Raw genomic sequence first — 14,884 nt, forward strand, 5'->3', positions numbered from 1 at the left:
TCCCTGTTCTGTTTTTCATCTGGTCAGAGTTGAACCCAGCCCTCGGGCGGCTTGCCCTTGCCGGGGTGAAGTTCGCCACAGCTCGGGCAGGTGCGGGCCTCGGTACTGGTGTGGAATTTCTCGTAGATCTTGGGCAGCGCGGTCACGATGCCCTCGGCCCCGTCAAGCGCCACCTCTTCGCGATGCACGAGGGCTTCGCAGTTGAAGCAGTACCATTCGAAACCTTCCTTCATCCCCGGCTGGCGGGGCGCCTCGACGACGATGCCGATCGAGCCCTCCTGCGGGCGCTGCGGCGCGTGGCGCACATGCGGCGGCAGCAGGAACACTTCGCCTTCACGCACCGGCACGTCGTAGATCTTCCCGCCATCGGCGATCTTCAGCATCATGTCGCCCTTCTGCTGAAAGAACCATTCCTCGACCGGGTCGTCATGGAAATCGACGCGGGTGTTGGGTCCGCCGACGACCATGACGATCATGTCGCCTTCCTTGTGCAAAAGCTGGTTGCCGACCGGCGGGCGCAGCTTGTCGGCGTTTTCTTCCGTCCATTTCTTGAAATTGAACGGCTTGAGGGTCGGATGTTCGCTCATCGGTGTCTCCCGCTGTCAGGTTTCGCGCGGTTTCTTTCCGTCAAAGCGTAGGAGAAAAGGAAACAAACAAATATTTATTTCTGGGAAAGTAGGTATCCGTATTCATGATATCCAATTGCTTACAGAACCAGCAGCGCCGTACCCGCCATCGCCATCACCGACGCGACAAGAAGCCGAGTGATTGCAATGGGTTCGCTTCGCGTGATGAGCCAGACGAACAGCGCCGAAAACAGCACCTCCAGCGTGCCCAGCACCGAAACCGACAGCACCGTCGCGTGTTTGAGGGCAAAGAACTGAAGCAACTGCCCGGCGGTCAGCGCCAGCGCCGCCTGAAGGTGATGCGGGCTGCGGTCGGCGGTGATGTGGCGCCAACCGTGACGCACGCCCTTGCCACCGACCGCGCGCACGAGAATCCAGACCCCGCCAACGAGCGCCCCGATACACGTGCCGAGCGCCGCGTCCGGCGCGATGTCGAGGCCCAGACCCCGGAACGTATAGGCCAGCGCATAGGCCACCGCCGAGAGAACCCCAAGCGCCAGCCCGAGCCCCGCCCCGGGTGCCGACGGCGCCATCCTCTTCGGCATCCGCATGTAGATCAGCACCCCCGTCAGCACGATCCCCCCGCCCAGAAGCGTCACCGGATCGGGAATGTCCCCAAGGATCACGAAGGCGCAGGGGACCACGAAAAGCGGCGTCAGCCGCCGCAGCAGCCCGGCGCGCACTGCCCCGATCATCTCGGTCGCGCGGTACATCGACTGCCGCCCGAAAACGTTCGCCAACACACCGGCCAGCGCGAAGATACCCACCGCCCGAAGGCCCTCGGCCGTCACGACATCGCCAACCGCCACCGTTCCCCAACCGAGCCACAACAGGCCCGACATCACCGCCGTCATCACGACCGACAGGAACGCGCCGTTGTCGCCCCGTGCCGTGGCCTTGCCGCGCACGATCAGCACGCCCGCCAGCCCATAGGCCAGCGCCGCGCACACGGCCAACGTTTCGCCGATCATGCGGCCACGCTCAAAGCTGCAGCCCGCAATCCTCGAACGCCGCGCAGGTGGTGGCCTTCTCGGCCTCCGTCAGTTCCAGCATCGGGTGACGCACCCGCCCGCCGACCTGACCCAGCAATTCCTGCCAATACTTGCCGTGCGCCGTCGGCTTGCCGCCCGGCTTCGTTTCGGCAATCGCCTTGCGCACCGGGTCGAGGCTGTCGCGCACCCGGCGGGCCTCGGCGAATTTGCCGGCAAAGGCCAGCCGGGTGTATTCATGCATCCGCCGGTCGTTCTTCGTCTGAAGCTGGTAGGGCGGCGAGGAACACAGGTACAATTGCCAGCCCAGCTCCTCGATATTGTCGAGCCAGTCCGCCTCGGCCGAGGTCGACACGAGGATCTTGTCGCCCACCAGCCTGGTCAGCCGCGCATACATTTCGCGCGGCACCGAGTACTTGATCGCCATGATGTTGGGCAGTTCGGCAATGCGGGCACAGGTCTCGGGCTCCATCAGGTAGCCGCTGTCCGGGTGGCTCCACATCGCGATGCCGATATCCAGCCGGTCGCACAGGTACTTGTAATAGTTGTACAAAACCTCGTCCCGGTCATGGCAGAAGCTCAGCATAGGCGCGTGGACGACCACGTAATCCGCCCCGCATTCCTGCGCGTGATATCCAAGGTCCAGCACCGTGTCGACGTTCTGATCCGAGATCGACATGATCGTCCCGGCCGTCTCGCCACATTCCTCGACGGCGATGGTCATGTTCCGCTTGCGCTCTTCGATCGACATCGACCAGAACTCGCCCTGCTTGCCGGCGATGAACAGTCCCTGGATCTCGAGATCGTCGATCCAGTGCCGGATGTTGCGGCGCAGGCCGTCCTCGTTCAGCGCCAGCGTGTCGTCGAAAGGGTTCAGCGCCGCCGCCCAGATGCCTCGCATCGTTTCGCGGGCGTGGGCTTTGGCTTCGGTCTTCTGGTATTTCATCGGCCTGGCTCCGTTGCGAAGAGGGGGCATGGCGCGCAGATGGGCGCCGGTCTTGGGCTGCACTAAGGCGACGTTGCCCCGTAAAACCAACCACATTGACAGAAACTGGGTATCCAATATTTTGATACCAAAGCCCCGCCACTTTCCGATACCTTCGCGCCGCATTAGGAGGCCTCCATGAAAATCGGCATTATCGGAGAGGGCGCCATCGGGCGCTACGTCGCGGACAGTCTGCAGGTCAGGGGGCTCGGCCCCCACGCCATCCTCACCCGCTCGGGCGGCGGCACGTCGGACGGCCTATCGCGCGTCAGGTCGGTGGCCGACATGCCCGACGACATATCCCTGATGGTCGATTGCGCCGGTCACGCGGCGCTGGTTCAGCACGGGCCGGCGATCCTCGAGCGGGGCATCGACCTCGTTACCGTCTCGCTCGGCGCACTGGCCGACCCGGAGCTCGAATTCACCCTCACCGACGCCGCCCGCCGCGGCAACGCACAGCTTCACCTCGCCAGCGGCGCCATCGGCGCGCTCGATGCCCTCCGCGCCGCCAAGGTCGGCGGGCTGGAGGAGGTCACCTACACTGGCCGCAAACCCCCGCGCGGCTGGAAAGGCTCTCCCGCCGAAGACCGGCTCGACCTCGACACGCTCACCGCCGCCGCCACCCATTTCGACGGCACCGCCCGCGATGCCGCGACGACCTACCCGAAAAACGCCAATGTCGCCGCCGCGGTCGCCCTGGCCGGCGCGGGGTTCGATGCCACGCAGGTCAGGCTGATCGCCGACCCGGATGTCATCGCCAACATCCACGAGATCCACGCCACCGGCGCCTTCGGCCAGTTCCACTTCCGCATCGAGGGCCACGCCCTTCCCGACAACCCGCGCAGTTCCGCCCTTGCCGCCATGAGCGCTGTCGCCGCCATCGAACGGCAGCTCGCCCCGATCACCACCTGAGGATACCCCATGGCCACACGCCACACCCGCATCGTCGAACGCGCCCTCACGCGGCTCAAGTTGCGGCAGCTGCGCCTTCTGGTGGCGGTCGGCCAGCATGGCAGCATCCAGAACGCCGCGCAGGACCTCAACATTTCCCAGCCGGCAGCCACCAAGATGATCCAGGACCTCGAATACGACTTCGAGGTCAAGCTCTTCGACCGCACCAATCGCGGCGTCGTGCCCACCGTCTTCGGCGAAACGCTCATCCGCCACGGCAAGCTGATCTTCGGCCAGGTCTCGAACGCCGCGCAGGAGCTTGATGACCTGAACGAGGGCAACGCCGGCCGCGTCGTGGTCGGCACGCTGCTCGCGGCCTCCCCCTCGCTTCTGCCGCTGGCCATCGAACGGCTGCTGAAGGACCGACCGAAAGTCGCCATCAAGATCGTCGAGGGTACGCACGAGGTGCTGATGCCCGCCCTCCTGTCGGGTGAGATCGACATGGTCGTGGGCCGCCTTCCGAGCCACCGCCACCGCGAGAACATCACGCAAGAGAAGTTCTTCGACGAACGCGTCCTCGCCGTCACCGGCACTCAGCACGCCTTGGCCCAAAGGGCCAACGTCACCTTCGACGAGCTGAAACCCTATGGCTGGATCCTCCCCCCGGTCGAGACCACCCTGCGCCGCCAGACCGATCAGTTCTTCATCCGACAGGGCCAATACGTCCCCCCAACGGCGATCGAATCCGTCTCCTACCTCGCGAACCGTTCCCTGCTGCGAACCCACGACCTCATCGGCATCATGCCCGCCCATGTGGCCGCGCTCGATATCCAGAACGGGCTGCTGGCCGAGATCGACTGGGCGGCCCCTTTTGGCGCCGGTCCGGTGGGCGTGTCCTACCGCGGCAAGCAAAGCCTCTCGCCCGCCGGCAGTGCCTTCCTCGACGCCCTGCACGCCGCAGCGCCGGGCGTGGGCGGGATCAATCCAGTGTCCTGATATCCATCTTTCTGATACCAATATTTGTTCAATTCGATTGTAGTAATGCCCCGCTCGCGGGACACTTTGCGCAAGCCACACGCAAAGACGAGGTCCGAATGAGCACCTATCCCGAACTGAAACTCTTCATCGGCGGTGAATGGCGCAAGACGCCCGAGGATCTCCCGGTTCTGAACCCGGCCACGGAAGAGGAGCTTGGCCGTCTCCCCCATGCGCGTGTCTCCGACCTCGAAGACGCCTTGGGCGCGGCCCAGGACGGCTTCGAGATCTGGCGCAAGACCCCGCCGCGCACCCGATCCGACATCATCCTGAAAGCGGCGGCGATCATGCGCGCCCGGCAGGAGGAGATCGCCCAATCAATTACCGCCGAGCACGGCAAGCCGCTTAAGCAGGCCCGGCTCGAGGTCATCCGCGGCGCCGAGTTCTTCGAGTGGGACGCGGCCGAGGCGATGCGCGTCTATGGCCGTGTGATCCCCTCGGCCCCGGGCACCAAGATCGCCGTGCATCATCACCCGATCGGCGTGGTCGCGGCCTTCTCCCCCTGGAACTTCCCGATGAGCCAGCCCGCCCGCAAGATCGCCGGCGCGCTGGCCTCAGGCTGCGCCATCATCCTCAAGGCCGCCGAGGAAACCCCCGCCGGCGCCATCCACATCGTCCGCGCCTTCGAGGAGGCGGGCCTGCCGAAGGGCGTGCTGAACCTCGTCTTCGGAACCCCTTCCGAAATCTCGGAATACCTCATCCCCCAACCCTCCGTTCGCCTCGTCGCCCTGACGGGTTCGACCATCGTCGGCCGGCAACTGACGGCGCTCGCGGCCCAAAGCGACACACCCGTCCTGATGGAACTCGGCGGCCACGCCCCGGTGATCGTCTGCGAGGACACCGACGTGAAACGGGCAGCCCTCAGCGGCGCGGTCCGCAAGATGCGCAACGCGGGCCAGGTCTGCACCTCGCCGACCCGCTTCTTCGTGCATGAAAGCATCTACGACAGCTTCGCCGACACGTTCACCGAACGCGCCGCGGCGACCGTCGTCGGCAACGGTATCGACGACGGTGTCGAAATGGGCCCCACCGCCAACGACCGCCGCGTGCCCGTACTCACCGACCTCGTCGAGGACGCCGTTGCCAAGGGCGCGGAGCTGCGAACCGGCGGCGCCCGGCGCGGCAACAAGGGATACTTCTTCGAACCCACCGTTCTGGCCAACGTCCCGGACACGGCACAGATCATGCAGACGGAGCCCTTCGGCCCCATCGCCGTGCTCAACCCGGTTCGGGATCTCGACGAAGCCATCGCCAAGGCAAACTCTGTGCCCTACGGTCTCGCCGGCTATGCCTTTACGAACCGTGCCGACTATATCGACCGGATGATTGACGGTGTCGAAGTGGGCAACTTCTCTATCAACACGCTCGAGGCTTCGCTGCCTGAAACTCCGTTTGGCGGCGTGAAATCGAGCGGCTACGGTCGCGAGGGCGGCACGGAAGGCCTCGAAAGCTACCTGACGAAGCGGAATGTCTGGTACTCCTCAGAAATCGCTTGACCCGGAATGAACGGCTGCAAATGCAGGCTCGGGCAACGAGTGGAAACAACGGAATCCTTTTTTCTTTCCAACGCAATAGCCAAGCTTTCGTCCCGAGGGGTTGAAACCAAAACTTAGATTTGCCAAGTATCGCACCAATGGGTTCGGCCCAGCGATAACGGCGTCATCCGGCCGATCGGCCGCAAGAAATGTGGCGCTTTGGAAGGTCCCGCCAAACCGGCGGTCTTCCACACGGAAAATCAATGTCTAAAGGCTTTTCCCGCCGTCACGGGCAACCGTGAGCGCTGTGGGAATCGGAAAGGAAGGATCATGAAGAAACTATCCACTATACTCGCCGCCGGTGTGTTGGCAGCGCCTGTCGCCGCACATGCACAATCCGACGAGTGCGGAGAAGTTTCGATTACTGAAATGAATTGGGCCTCGGCTCAGGTGGTCACGAGCGTTGCCTCGTTCATCATGGAACAGGGCTATGGCTGCGACGTCAGTGTCGTGTCCTCGGATACGATCCCTGCCGTGACCTCGGTTGCCGAGAACGGCGAGCCGGATATCGTGACCGAGCTGTGGCTGAACTCGACCGGCGACACCTATGACGAACTGCGCGACGCAGGCAAGGTCGTCGAAGCCGGCGACGTGCTGGATCCGGGCGGTGTCGAAGGCTGGTGGATTCCGACCTATCTCGCCGAGGAACACCCCGAGTTGAAGACCATCGAGGGCATTCTCGAGAACCCCGAGCTGGTCGATGCCCGCTTCCACAACTGCCCCGAAGGCTGGGGCTGCCGCGTGGTCAGCGACAACCTTGCAGAGGCGCTTGACCTCGAAGGCAATGGCATCGAAGTCTTCAACTCCGGTTCGGGTCAGGTTCTTGCCACGTCGATGGCCGACGCCGTGCTCGAGGAAGAGCCATGGTTCGGCTACTACTGGGGCCCGACAGTGCCGCTTGGCAAATACGACATGACCAAGGTCGACCTCGGCGAAGTCAAGGATGACGTGCACGCACGGAACCAGAATGCGGATACCGACAATCCGGGCGTTTCGGATTTCCCCGCAGCGCCGATCGTCACCGCGACCACAGCGAGCTTTCAGGAAGAGAACCCGCAAGTGTTCGCCCTGATGGAGAACATGACCTTCAAGACGGACAACATGTCGAAGGTCCTCGCGTGGAAGGACGAGAACAACGCGTCGGCTGAAGAAGCGGCTGTCTATTACCTGACCAACTTCCAGGACCAATGGAGCAATTGGCTGGATGACAGCGCTCGCGAGAACCTGAAATCGGTTCTGCAAGACAGCTAAACCCGTTTCGTCAAGGCAGGGCTGACTCTGAGTCAGCCCTGCTTTTTTGTGCGTCCGCCACCCTCTGGTGCGACGGCGCAGAGGAGATATACTACGATGGCTACTTACGATTTTGTATTTGATGCCCTGGGCCTGCAGGATTGGTGCGAGGCCAGTGGTGACGGCTCGGCGCCAATGTCCATGGACGCGCTGGTTGCGAAAAGCTCGGGCGAGGAAGCCTCGACCTCGATCTGGGACTTGCCGTTCCCCTCAATGGACGCCCTGAACGAGGCCTGCCCGTCCTTCCCCCAGTCACGCGAACTTACCCTCGGACTCGAAAACGGGTTCCTCAACGTGAAGGACTCGATGAGTGTCGTGCTCGACCCGATCACTCAGCCGCTGTCATGGATGCTGGACGGTGCGCTTTACGGCGTTCTCAACACGCCGTGGTGGATCGTCATTCCGATCATCCTGCTCGTCGTCTGGCTGGTGTCACGCTCGTGGCAGCTTCTGACCTTTGTCGGGCTCAGCATCGGCGGACTCGCCTTCATCGACTACTATGATTATGCGATGCAGACGCTGGCGATCATCATGGTCTGCGCGTTCCTTTGTGTGTTGCTTGGGGTGCCAATAGGCATCGCCATGTCACGCTCCGACAAGATGCGCACGGCAACGATCCCGGTTCTGGACATGCTGCAGACGCTGCCGCCCTTCGTCTACCTCATTCCGCTCATCTTCCTGTTCTCGGTCACCGAGCCGAAACTCTACGGCATCGCCATCATTCTCTATGCGATCGTACCGGTGATCCGCTTGACCGACCTCGGGATCCGCATGGTGGACGACACCGTGATCGAGGCCGCAGACGCGTTCGGCATGACGGACCGGCAAAAACTCTTCGGCGTACAGGTACCGCTGGCGCTGCCCAACATCATGGCAGGCGTCAACCAGACCATCATGATGAGCCTCGCGATGGTCGTCATCGCCTCGTTGGTCTCGGCCCCCGGCCTGGGTGTTCTGGTGCTGCGCGGGATCAACAACCTCGAGCTGGGTGTCGGCCTCGTATCTGGCCTCGGTATCGTGATCCTCGCGGTGATCCTCGACCGTGTCACAAAGGCCGCCCTCAACCGTATCAACGCCGCACAGAAAGGCTGAGACATGACCTCTGATCGTGAGAAGAAGACCAAGATCGCCATCCGCGACCTCTACAAGATTTTCGGCGAAGAGCCTGAAAGCGTTCTGCCCGCGGTCAAGGATGGCACCAGCAAGAATGATCTGTTGGAACACCACAATCACGTGCTCGGGCTCAACGACATCAATGTCGACGTCAAAGAGGGCGAGATCACGGTGATGATGGGCTTGTCCGGTTCGGGCAAGTCCACGCTAATCCGCCACCTCAACCGCCTGATCGAGCCTACGGCCGGCACGGTCGAACTCGACGGCACCAACATCGTCGACCTTAGCCAGGAAGACCTGCGCCGTGTCCGGCGCGAGGAGATGTCGATGGTGTTCCAGAACTTCGCGCTGCTGCCGCATCGCACCGTTCTGGAAAACGCCGGCATGGCGCTCGACGTGCGGGGCGAGTCGAAAGAGGACTATGAATCAGAGGCCCGCAAGTGGCTCGAACGGGTCGGCTTACAGGGGGTCGAAGACCAGTTTCCCCATCAGCTTTCCGGCGGCATGCAGCAACGCGTGGGGATCGCCCGCGCGCTCTGCTCCAACGCGCCCGTCATGCTGATGGACGAGGCCTTCTCGGCCCTCGACCCGTTGATCCGGACCGACATGCAGGACCTGCTGCTCGAACTTCAGGAAGAGCTGCACAAGACCGTGGTCTTCATTTCCCACGACCTCGACGAAGCGCTGAAACTGGCCGACCACCTCGTGATCCTCAAGGACGGCTTTGTCGTCCAGCAGGGCGAGCCGCAAGAAATCCTGATGAAGCCGAACGATCCCTACATCGTCGACTTCATTTCCGACATCAACCGCGCCCGGGTGCTGCGCGCCCGTTCGGTGATGGAGGAAACCACCGAAGCTCCCGCTGATCCTGCGGGCGAGGTCGACCACGAGGCCACGCTCGAGTCACTGATCGCAAGGGCCAAGGGCGAGACCGACCTGACCTATATCGTGACCCGCGACGGCAATCAGGTCGGCGTTCTGAAGATGACCGATCTGTTTAAGGCTCTGGTGCCCATCGAGGCTTCGGATGACGGTATTCGCGCGAATGCCGCGTGATCCCTTCGGCCAGGCGCTCCGCTGCTCAAACGTGAGTGGAAGAGCCCATATCCTTATGAACTGTCAGAGCCGTCGCATATGCGGCCTGACAGGTCAAATCCGCTTGAGAACCGCCCAAACGCCCAGCAAGACCACCATGAGGCCGATCAGGTCGGCCAGCACGAGATTGAGCAAAAGCCCGGTTTCGTTCGGAAGGTCGAAAGCAAAATCGCCGATCACAACTATGCCGAAGCTGTTGTAGACAGAGGCCAGCCCTCCGACAAGCATCAGCCGGCGCCAATGGATTGTCATGTCAGAGCCAGCGTAGAGGTCGAGGCGGGTCGCACGAAACGTTTCGAATGCCAGATAGGCTGTCGTCGCAGAGACGATGGCGAAGGCCAAAGTCTGACCCAAAGTCAACCCGAAGTGAAGCTGCAGGTACCCGGCATGGAGCAGAGCTGCTGGAAGAAGAGCCGGAATCGAGCGCCACCGGAGGAGCCAGGCTGAGATGAGCTTTACCCCATGCGGCAGAAAGGGGCACAGGAATGCCCCGGCGCCGGTTCGCAGCTCATCGATGCTGGGTGATCCGTGAACCAAGTGCCAGAAGGCATAGAGCGCAATATAGGTGGCGCTCGCGAATGCGGTTTCCTTTAACAAACAAGTCCATTCTTAAATTGGCGATGCGGCTTCGTATTCTGCGGGATAACCGAAAAATTGATGGCCGTGCCCCTCCGCCGGATCGTCTCGTTTCCTCTCTCTTCCAGATATTATCAATATGATTGAAGATAGTTGTCAATGATGACGGAGAGACAACTTGACCAAATTTCAGGCGGTAAAAAACCTTTCGTTAACTTATATTTAAGAAAAGCTTCGCGATCAGGGTCGTGGGTGGAATCGGAATTGCGAACCGCCCGGGGAAACAGCGAGCTCACCATTGAGTGTCAAATAGATAAAATTTGGGGAGGTTGGCCTACGTGAAAAATCGGTCTCGCAGGCCAATCATTCGATCAGGCTCGGGATTGTGTCTCGTTGCCCATCGGTCCGAGCTTGGAGATATGCAGGCTGTAAGTTCCCGTCTTACGAGAGCCCGCCCGCGACACGTAACCCTTGTCGAGCAGGGTGCGAAGCGCCCGATAAAAGGTCGGATGGCTGAGGTTCTGGCACAGCGGATGCTTTTTCATGTCTTCGGTCCGCAGGTTCTCGTGCCCGTCGGATGACAGGGCAGACATGGTATAGATCAGATTGCGTTCGTCCCCGGAAAGCTTGTCCAGTCCGAGGTCGTTTTCCATAGTCGTGATCAGCACGCGCAGCATCGCAACGTGAGACAGTTCCGAGGGTTCCACGACTTACACTCCTTTTCGGCCTGCTCTTGAATTGATCATGGTCTTCCCAATCTGCTTCCCCGGCGGAATGAAGCCTCTTCCCGCCGAGATCAAGTCTGCTCTGCTCAACTGATAGTGAGCTTGAACCCAAATTCTGTCAACAGAAGGCCCTTTGCAGTGGCGGGCCCCCGCTTGGTTTCAATCCGATATCAGTGCTTTTGCTCTCCAGGACGGCGCGCGTTTACCGGTTTTTGGGCGAAGCGTCTGAATTTAAGTCACATCGATATCGTGCGCACTGGCGTCGTGCCCGGCCTGACAGAAGTGGGTGTTCCGGATTGAGATAAATAGCACGGTGTGATGAGCCGGGCGTCGGACCGCTCCGCGGTTTAACGGTCCAAGGCCTCATGCGCGCGGTCCGGCGTGGGGTTTTCTGACACTTTTGGGGCTCGACGGATCAAGCCTGGAGCAGTGGATTGGCAACGGATCAGTCCGGATGCCGCGCCGGCATCCTTTTCGCACGGGCAGCCTTAATTTGGCGCTGTGTTCGGACGATTTGTGATAAACTCGGCGCAATACCCGAATTTATTACAGGGACAAGTGAATTGCGGCACACAGTCATCACGGCATCCATGCTGTTCTGCACATTCATCGCAGCCGACCGGAACTTCGCGTCCGCGGACGAGGCGGTGGACATAGAAACCGGCAATAGGCTCGCTTCCGTGCTCCGGGCCGGCCGCGGCGTGATCTCCAACAATCAGGAGCTGATCAACGACGCCAGCATCGGCGACAAGGGGTTTACAGGCGAGGTATTCTTCAGTGCCGCGATCGAAGCCTACCTGAAAAAGAACGGTGAACACCCGCTTGACGAGGGCCTCGACCCGGAAAGCCGAAGCATGACCGAAACCCAGATCAATGCGATGGTCGAGGTTGTCGACGAAAGTCAGGAGATCATTAATGCCGACGGGTTGGCGTTCAAGGGTTTCATTCCGGCCGTCTTCGCACGACTTGCGAACGAGAAGTTCGGAGAAGAAATGGCAGACCGGGCATCAATAAAGGTAACGGCCCCCAAGGAATTGGTGCGCAATCGGAAGGCGCGGCCGGACGAGTGGGAAAACGAGGTCATCGTGACCAAATTCCAGGCCGCAGACTGGCCCGTTGGCGAGGCCTTTTTTGAAGAAACGGCAGTTGACGGAAAACCGGCGTTCCGGATGCTGATCCCGGAATATTATTCCGAGTCATGCCTTGCCTGCCACGGCTCACCAAAAGGGGAAACCGATGTGACGGGGTTCCCGAAAGAGGGTGGCAGCGTCGGTGACCTGGCCGGCGCCATCAGCATCACCTTGTATAAATGAGCCGTGACACGGAGGCCCCTGCGCGCGGGGGCTGGATCTTTGAGAACACGATCCCTTTGCGCATCGGCGCACTGTCCGCCGTACTGCTGGCAGCACTGATCCTGAGCACCGGCGTCATCGCATGGGAGTTGATCCGCAGTCAGGAGCGTATTGCGGAGTCAAACGAGGGCTTCCACCGGCTCGCCATCGCCGGAGAGGCCGACCGAGAGTTCAGCGAGATGCGCTACTGGATGACCGACCTCTCTGTCAGCCAGCTTACCCTGTCTGAACGACGTGCAAACGAGGCGCTCGACCGGCTCGATGAAAGTCTTGAGCGGATCAGAGGTTTCGCCCCGGAGGCGGCCGAGACCATAGGCACCCAGACAGAAACCTACTATGCCACGGCTTTGCGGGCGGCAGATGCCTACACGGACGGGAACCGGGTGTTGGGCAATACGCTTCTCTCGCAGGCTCGTGCCGCCAGCGACACTGTCGATGAAACCCTTGAGCAGCTGGTCGGTGACCTCTCCGCTCGGGCCGACAGGACGAGCAAGGAAGCCCGGGCAGCCGCCGATGCGGCGCTTAAGCGCTCGATCATCGCCTGCATCGTCATATGCATTGCCGGTGTGTTCCTTACCTGGCGCGCCCTGCGGTCCATTCTGAGGCCAATGCATCGCATCACGGATGCGATTTCGGGGCTGATCCGGGGCGAGAGAGACGTGCAACTGCCGCCGGAAGGTCGCGACGAGTTCGGGCGCATGTCTCAGGCGCTGCGTGCTCTGCAAGACAGCCAGGAAAAGCGTCGGGCCCTTGAAGATGAGGCCCGGGCTCAGCGCAACACGATCATGACGGCGATCGAGACGATCCCGGACGGGTTCGCGCTCTACGACAGCGATGATCGGCTGTTGCTGTTCAATGAGCGATTTCGCAGCATTTTCGGACATGTCGACGACATCCTGACGCCAGGCGCACGGTTCGAGGATATCCTAAGGCTTCAGCTTGAACGGGACGCGGTCGAGACGCATGACTTGTCGCCGGAAGACTGGATCAACGAGCGCATGAACCATCACCGAACTCCCGGTGACGGCCGGCGCGAGGTGATGATGGGGGGTGCCTGGATACAGGTGGCGAAACGGCGAACGCCCGACGGGGGTACGGTTGCCGTCTACAGCGATATCTCCGACCTCAAGCAGAAACAGGCCCAGCTCGAAACGGCGAACGAGAAGGCCGTCGCCGCGAACTCTGCCAAGAGCCAGTTCCTTGCCTCCATGAGCCACGAACTACGAACGCCCCTGAACGCGATCATCGGCTACAGCGAGATGCTTTCCGAAGATGCCGAGGACATGGGGTTCGATAGCGCCATCGAAGACCTAGAAAAGATCATGTCGTCGGGTCGTCACCTGCTCTCGCTGATCAATGATGTGCTCGATCTCTCGAAGATCGAGGCGGGCAAGATGGAGGTGTATGTCGAAACCTTCCAGCTGAAATCCCTCTTGGAAGAGGTGGCGGACACCGTCGCGCCGCTGATCGCGCGCAACGACAACACGCTTGTTCTCGACCTCGAGGTTGGGGACGACGAGATCGAAACCGACAAGACGAAGCTGCGGCAGAACCTGTTCAACCTCCTTTCCAATGCCGCGAAATTCACAAAGAACGGGAAAATCGAGCTTAGCGCCGCGCGCGGCCAAAAGAATGGCGCGCCTACCTTCCGCTTCGCCGTTCGCGATGAGGGCATTGGCATGACGCCCGAGCAGCAGGCGAAGCTTTTCCAGGCTTTCGTGCAGGCCGATCAGTCAACGACGCGAAACTTCGGCGGTACCGGTCTTGGGTTGGCAATCGCGCAGCAGTTCACACAGATGATGGGCGGCGAGATTACCGTCGAGAGCGAGACCGGTGTCGGCTCTGTCTTTTCTTTCGAGATACCGGCCCGGTTCAGCGATGGCGGCGCGCCTGAAGAGCTTGAGCCTGTCGAAGGAACATCGGTGCTGGGACGCGTCTTGATCGTCGACGACGAGGAAGAGGCGCGCGCGGCAGCCGCCCGGATTGTGCGCGAAAAGGGGTACGAGGTGCTGATGGCGAGCGATGCAAAAACGGGGTTGCGCATCGCTCGCGAGCAGGCCCCCGACGCCGTCATCCTTGATGTCATCATGCCGGAGCGTGACGGATGGTCGATGCTGCGAGAGATGAAGGCCGACCCCGTTCTTTGCGAAATGCCGGTGATCCTTGCAACCATCGTGGCCGATCGCGAGATGGGCCTGGCCTTCGGGGCCGTCGAGCACCTGATCAAGCCGGTTGACCCCGACCAGCTTGTCTCGACGCTTGAGGCCATCGCTGACGGGCGCGAAAAGGATGTGCTGATCGTCGATGACGATGTCGCGACGCGCAACCTGTTTCGCCGCATCCTCACACGAGAGGGTTGGTATGTGCGCGAGGCCTCGGATGGGAGCCGCGCGCTAACCCTGCTGGACAACCACAAGCCGACGCTTATGGTTCTGGATATAATGATGCCGAACCTGGATGGCTTCGAGGTTCTGAAGACCGTCCGGACGAGGCAAGATCTTGCGGATCTGCCGGTGATCGTGGCCACGTCGAAAGATCTGACGCGGGCCGAACTTGATTGGCTGAAGGCAAACGCAGGACAGGTGATACGCAAGGGCGAGACTGGACGCAGCGACCTTGTCGCCGCGTTGAGCCGCCACCTTGATCGTTAAAGGGATACGAAGAGGCAACCG

General features: G+C 61.4%; 13 protein-coding genes. 8 read left to right on the forward strand and 5 right to left on the reverse strand.

The features are described from left to right. Nucleotides 1–23: 23 nt before the first annotated feature. From RIdsm_RS05135 to RIdsm_RS05145, 3 genes are all read right to left on the reverse strand, one after another. A complete protein-coding gene (locus RIdsm_RS05135) occupies nt 24–587 on the reverse strand; it encodes a 3-hydroxyanthranilate 3,4-dioxygenase (protein WP_057820117.1) in 564 nt (187 codons plus the stop codon). A gap of 119 nt (nt 588–706) precedes the next feature. Beyond that, nucleotides 707–1,597, reverse strand: coding sequence for an EamA family transporter (locus RIdsm_RS05140; RefSeq protein ID WP_057820115.1), 891 nt, complete (start codon nt 1,595–1,597; stop codon nt 707–709). 10 nt (nt 1,598–1,607) lie between these two features. Next, nucleotides 1,608–2,561: a dihydrodipicolinate synthase family protein gene (locus RIdsm_RS05145; protein ID WP_057820113.1), complete on the reverse strand. Its 954-nt coding sequence runs from the start codon at nt 2,559–2,561 to the stop codon at nt 1,608–1,610. Between the two features lie 177 nt (nt 2,562–2,738). On the opposite strand from RIdsm_RS05145, the gene RIdsm_RS05150 reads away from it, so the two are divergent. The 6 genes from RIdsm_RS05150 to RIdsm_RS05175 all read left to right on the forward strand — a co-directional run bounded on the left by RIdsm_RS05150 (nt 2,739) and on the right by RIdsm_RS05175 (nt 9,520). After that, nucleotides 2,739–3,512 (forward strand): aspartate dehydrogenase, encoded by a 774-nt coding sequence (locus RIdsm_RS05150; protein WP_057820111.1) that lies wholly within the window; start codon nt 2,739–2,741, stop codon nt 3,510–3,512. A 9-nt stretch (nt 3,513–3,521) separates the two neighbouring features. Continuing rightward, nucleotides 3,522–4,487: a LysR family transcriptional regulator gene (locus tag RIdsm_RS05155; RefSeq protein WP_057820109.1), complete on the forward strand. Its 966-nt coding sequence runs from the start codon at nt 3,522–3,524 to the stop codon at nt 4,485–4,487. Nucleotides 4,488–4,585: 98 nt separating this feature from the next. Further along, nucleotides 4,586–6,022, forward strand: coding sequence for an NAD-dependent succinate-semialdehyde dehydrogenase (locus tag RIdsm_RS05160; protein ID WP_057820107.1), 1,437 nt, complete (start codon nt 4,586–4,588; stop codon nt 6,020–6,022). Between the two features lie 309 nt (nt 6,023–6,331). Beyond that, the gene (locus RIdsm_RS05165; RefSeq protein WP_057820104.1) at nt 6,332–7,312 is read left to right on the forward strand and encodes an ABC transporter substrate-binding protein; all 981 of its coding nucleotides are present in this window, start codon (nt 6,332–6,334) and stop codon (nt 7,310–7,312) included. 96 nt (nt 7,313–7,408) lie between these two features. Further along, entirely contained in the window at nt 7,409–8,443 is a 1,035-nt protein-coding gene (locus RIdsm_RS05170; RefSeq protein ID WP_057820102.1) for an ABC transporter permease, read from the forward strand. Nucleotides 8,444–8,446: 3 nt separating this feature from the next. After that, the gene (locus RIdsm_RS05175) at nt 8,447–9,520 is read left to right on the forward strand and encodes a quaternary amine ABC transporter ATP-binding protein (RefSeq protein WP_057820100.1); all 1,074 of its coding nucleotides are present in this window, start codon (nt 8,447–8,449) and stop codon (nt 9,518–9,520) included. A 93-nt stretch (nt 9,521–9,613) separates the two neighbouring features. On the opposite strand, the gene RIdsm_RS05180 is transcribed toward RIdsm_RS05175, so the two are convergent. Both RIdsm_RS05180 and RIdsm_RS05185 read right to left on the reverse strand, forming a co-directional pair. Then, on the reverse strand, nt 9,614–10,156 hold the full coding sequence (locus RIdsm_RS05180) for a hypothetical protein (protein ID WP_057820098.1): 543 nt from the start codon (nt 10,154–10,156) through the stop codon (nt 9,614–9,616). Nucleotides 10,157–10,506: 350 nt separating this feature from the next. Beyond that, the gene (locus RIdsm_RS05185; protein WP_057820096.1) at nt 10,507–10,842 is read right to left on the reverse strand and encodes a hypothetical protein; all 336 of its coding nucleotides are present in this window, start codon (nt 10,840–10,842) and stop codon (nt 10,507–10,509) included. A 452-nt stretch (nt 10,843–11,294) separates the two neighbouring features. On the opposite strand from RIdsm_RS05185, the gene RIdsm_RS05190 reads away from it, so the two are divergent. Further along, complete coding sequence (locus RIdsm_RS05190; RefSeq protein ID WP_201455596.1) at nt 11,295–12,173, forward strand: Tll0287-like domain-containing protein; 879 nt, start codon at nt 11,295–11,297, stop codon at nt 12,171–12,173. Continuing rightward, entirely contained in the window at nt 12,170–14,863 is a 2,694-nt protein-coding gene (locus RIdsm_RS05195) for a response regulator (protein WP_057820094.1), read from the forward strand. The genes RIdsm_RS05190 and RIdsm_RS05195 overlap by 4 nt, the downstream gene beginning before the upstream one ends. Nucleotides 14,864–14,884: the final 21 nt, after the last annotated feature.

The sequence above is a fragment of the Roseovarius indicus genome, assembly GCF_008728195.1.
Lineage (GTDB): Bacteria > Pseudomonadota > Alphaproteobacteria > Rhodobacterales > Rhodobacteraceae > Roseovarius > Roseovarius indicus.

Excerpts from the sequence above, each read along its gene's own strand:
- RIdsm_RS05150 (WP_057820111.1), top strand. The coding sequence starts at position 2,739 with ATGAAAATCGGCATTATCGGAGAGGGCGCCATCGGGCGCTACGTCGCG.
- RIdsm_RS05165 (WP_057820104.1), top strand. The coding sequence starts at position 6,332 with ATGAAGAAACTATCCACTATACTCGCCGCCGGTGTGTTGGCAGCGCCT.
- RIdsm_RS05160 (WP_057820107.1), top strand. The coding sequence starts at position 4,586 with ATGAGCACCTATCCCGAACTGAAACTCTTCATCGGCGGTGAATGGCGC.
- RIdsm_RS05155 (WP_057820109.1), top strand. The coding sequence starts at position 3,522 with ATGGCCACACGCCACACCCGCATCGTCGAACGCGCCCTCACGCGGCTC.
- RIdsm_RS05170 (WP_057820102.1), top strand. The coding sequence starts at position 7,409 with ATGGCTACTTACGATTTTGTATTTGATGCCCTGGGCCTGCAGGATTGG.
- RIdsm_RS05145 (WP_057820113.1), bottom strand. The coding sequence starts at position 2,561 with ATGAAATACCAGAAGACCGAAGCCAAAGCCCACGCCCGCGAAACGATG.
- RIdsm_RS05135 (WP_057820117.1), bottom strand. The coding sequence starts at position 587 with ATGAGCGAACATCCGACCCTCAAGCCGTTCAATTTCAAGAAATGGACG.
- RIdsm_RS05175 (WP_057820100.1), top strand. The coding sequence starts at position 8,447 with ATGACCTCTGATCGTGAGAAGAAGACCAAGATCGCCATCCGCGACCTC.
- RIdsm_RS05140 (WP_057820115.1), bottom strand. The coding sequence starts at position 1,597 with ATGATCGGCGAAACGTTGGCCGTGTGCGCGGCGCTGGCCTATGGGCTG.
- RIdsm_RS05195 (WP_057820094.1), top strand. The coding sequence starts at position 12,170 with ATGAGCCGTGACACGGAGGCCCCTGCGCGCGGGGGCTGGATCTTTGAG.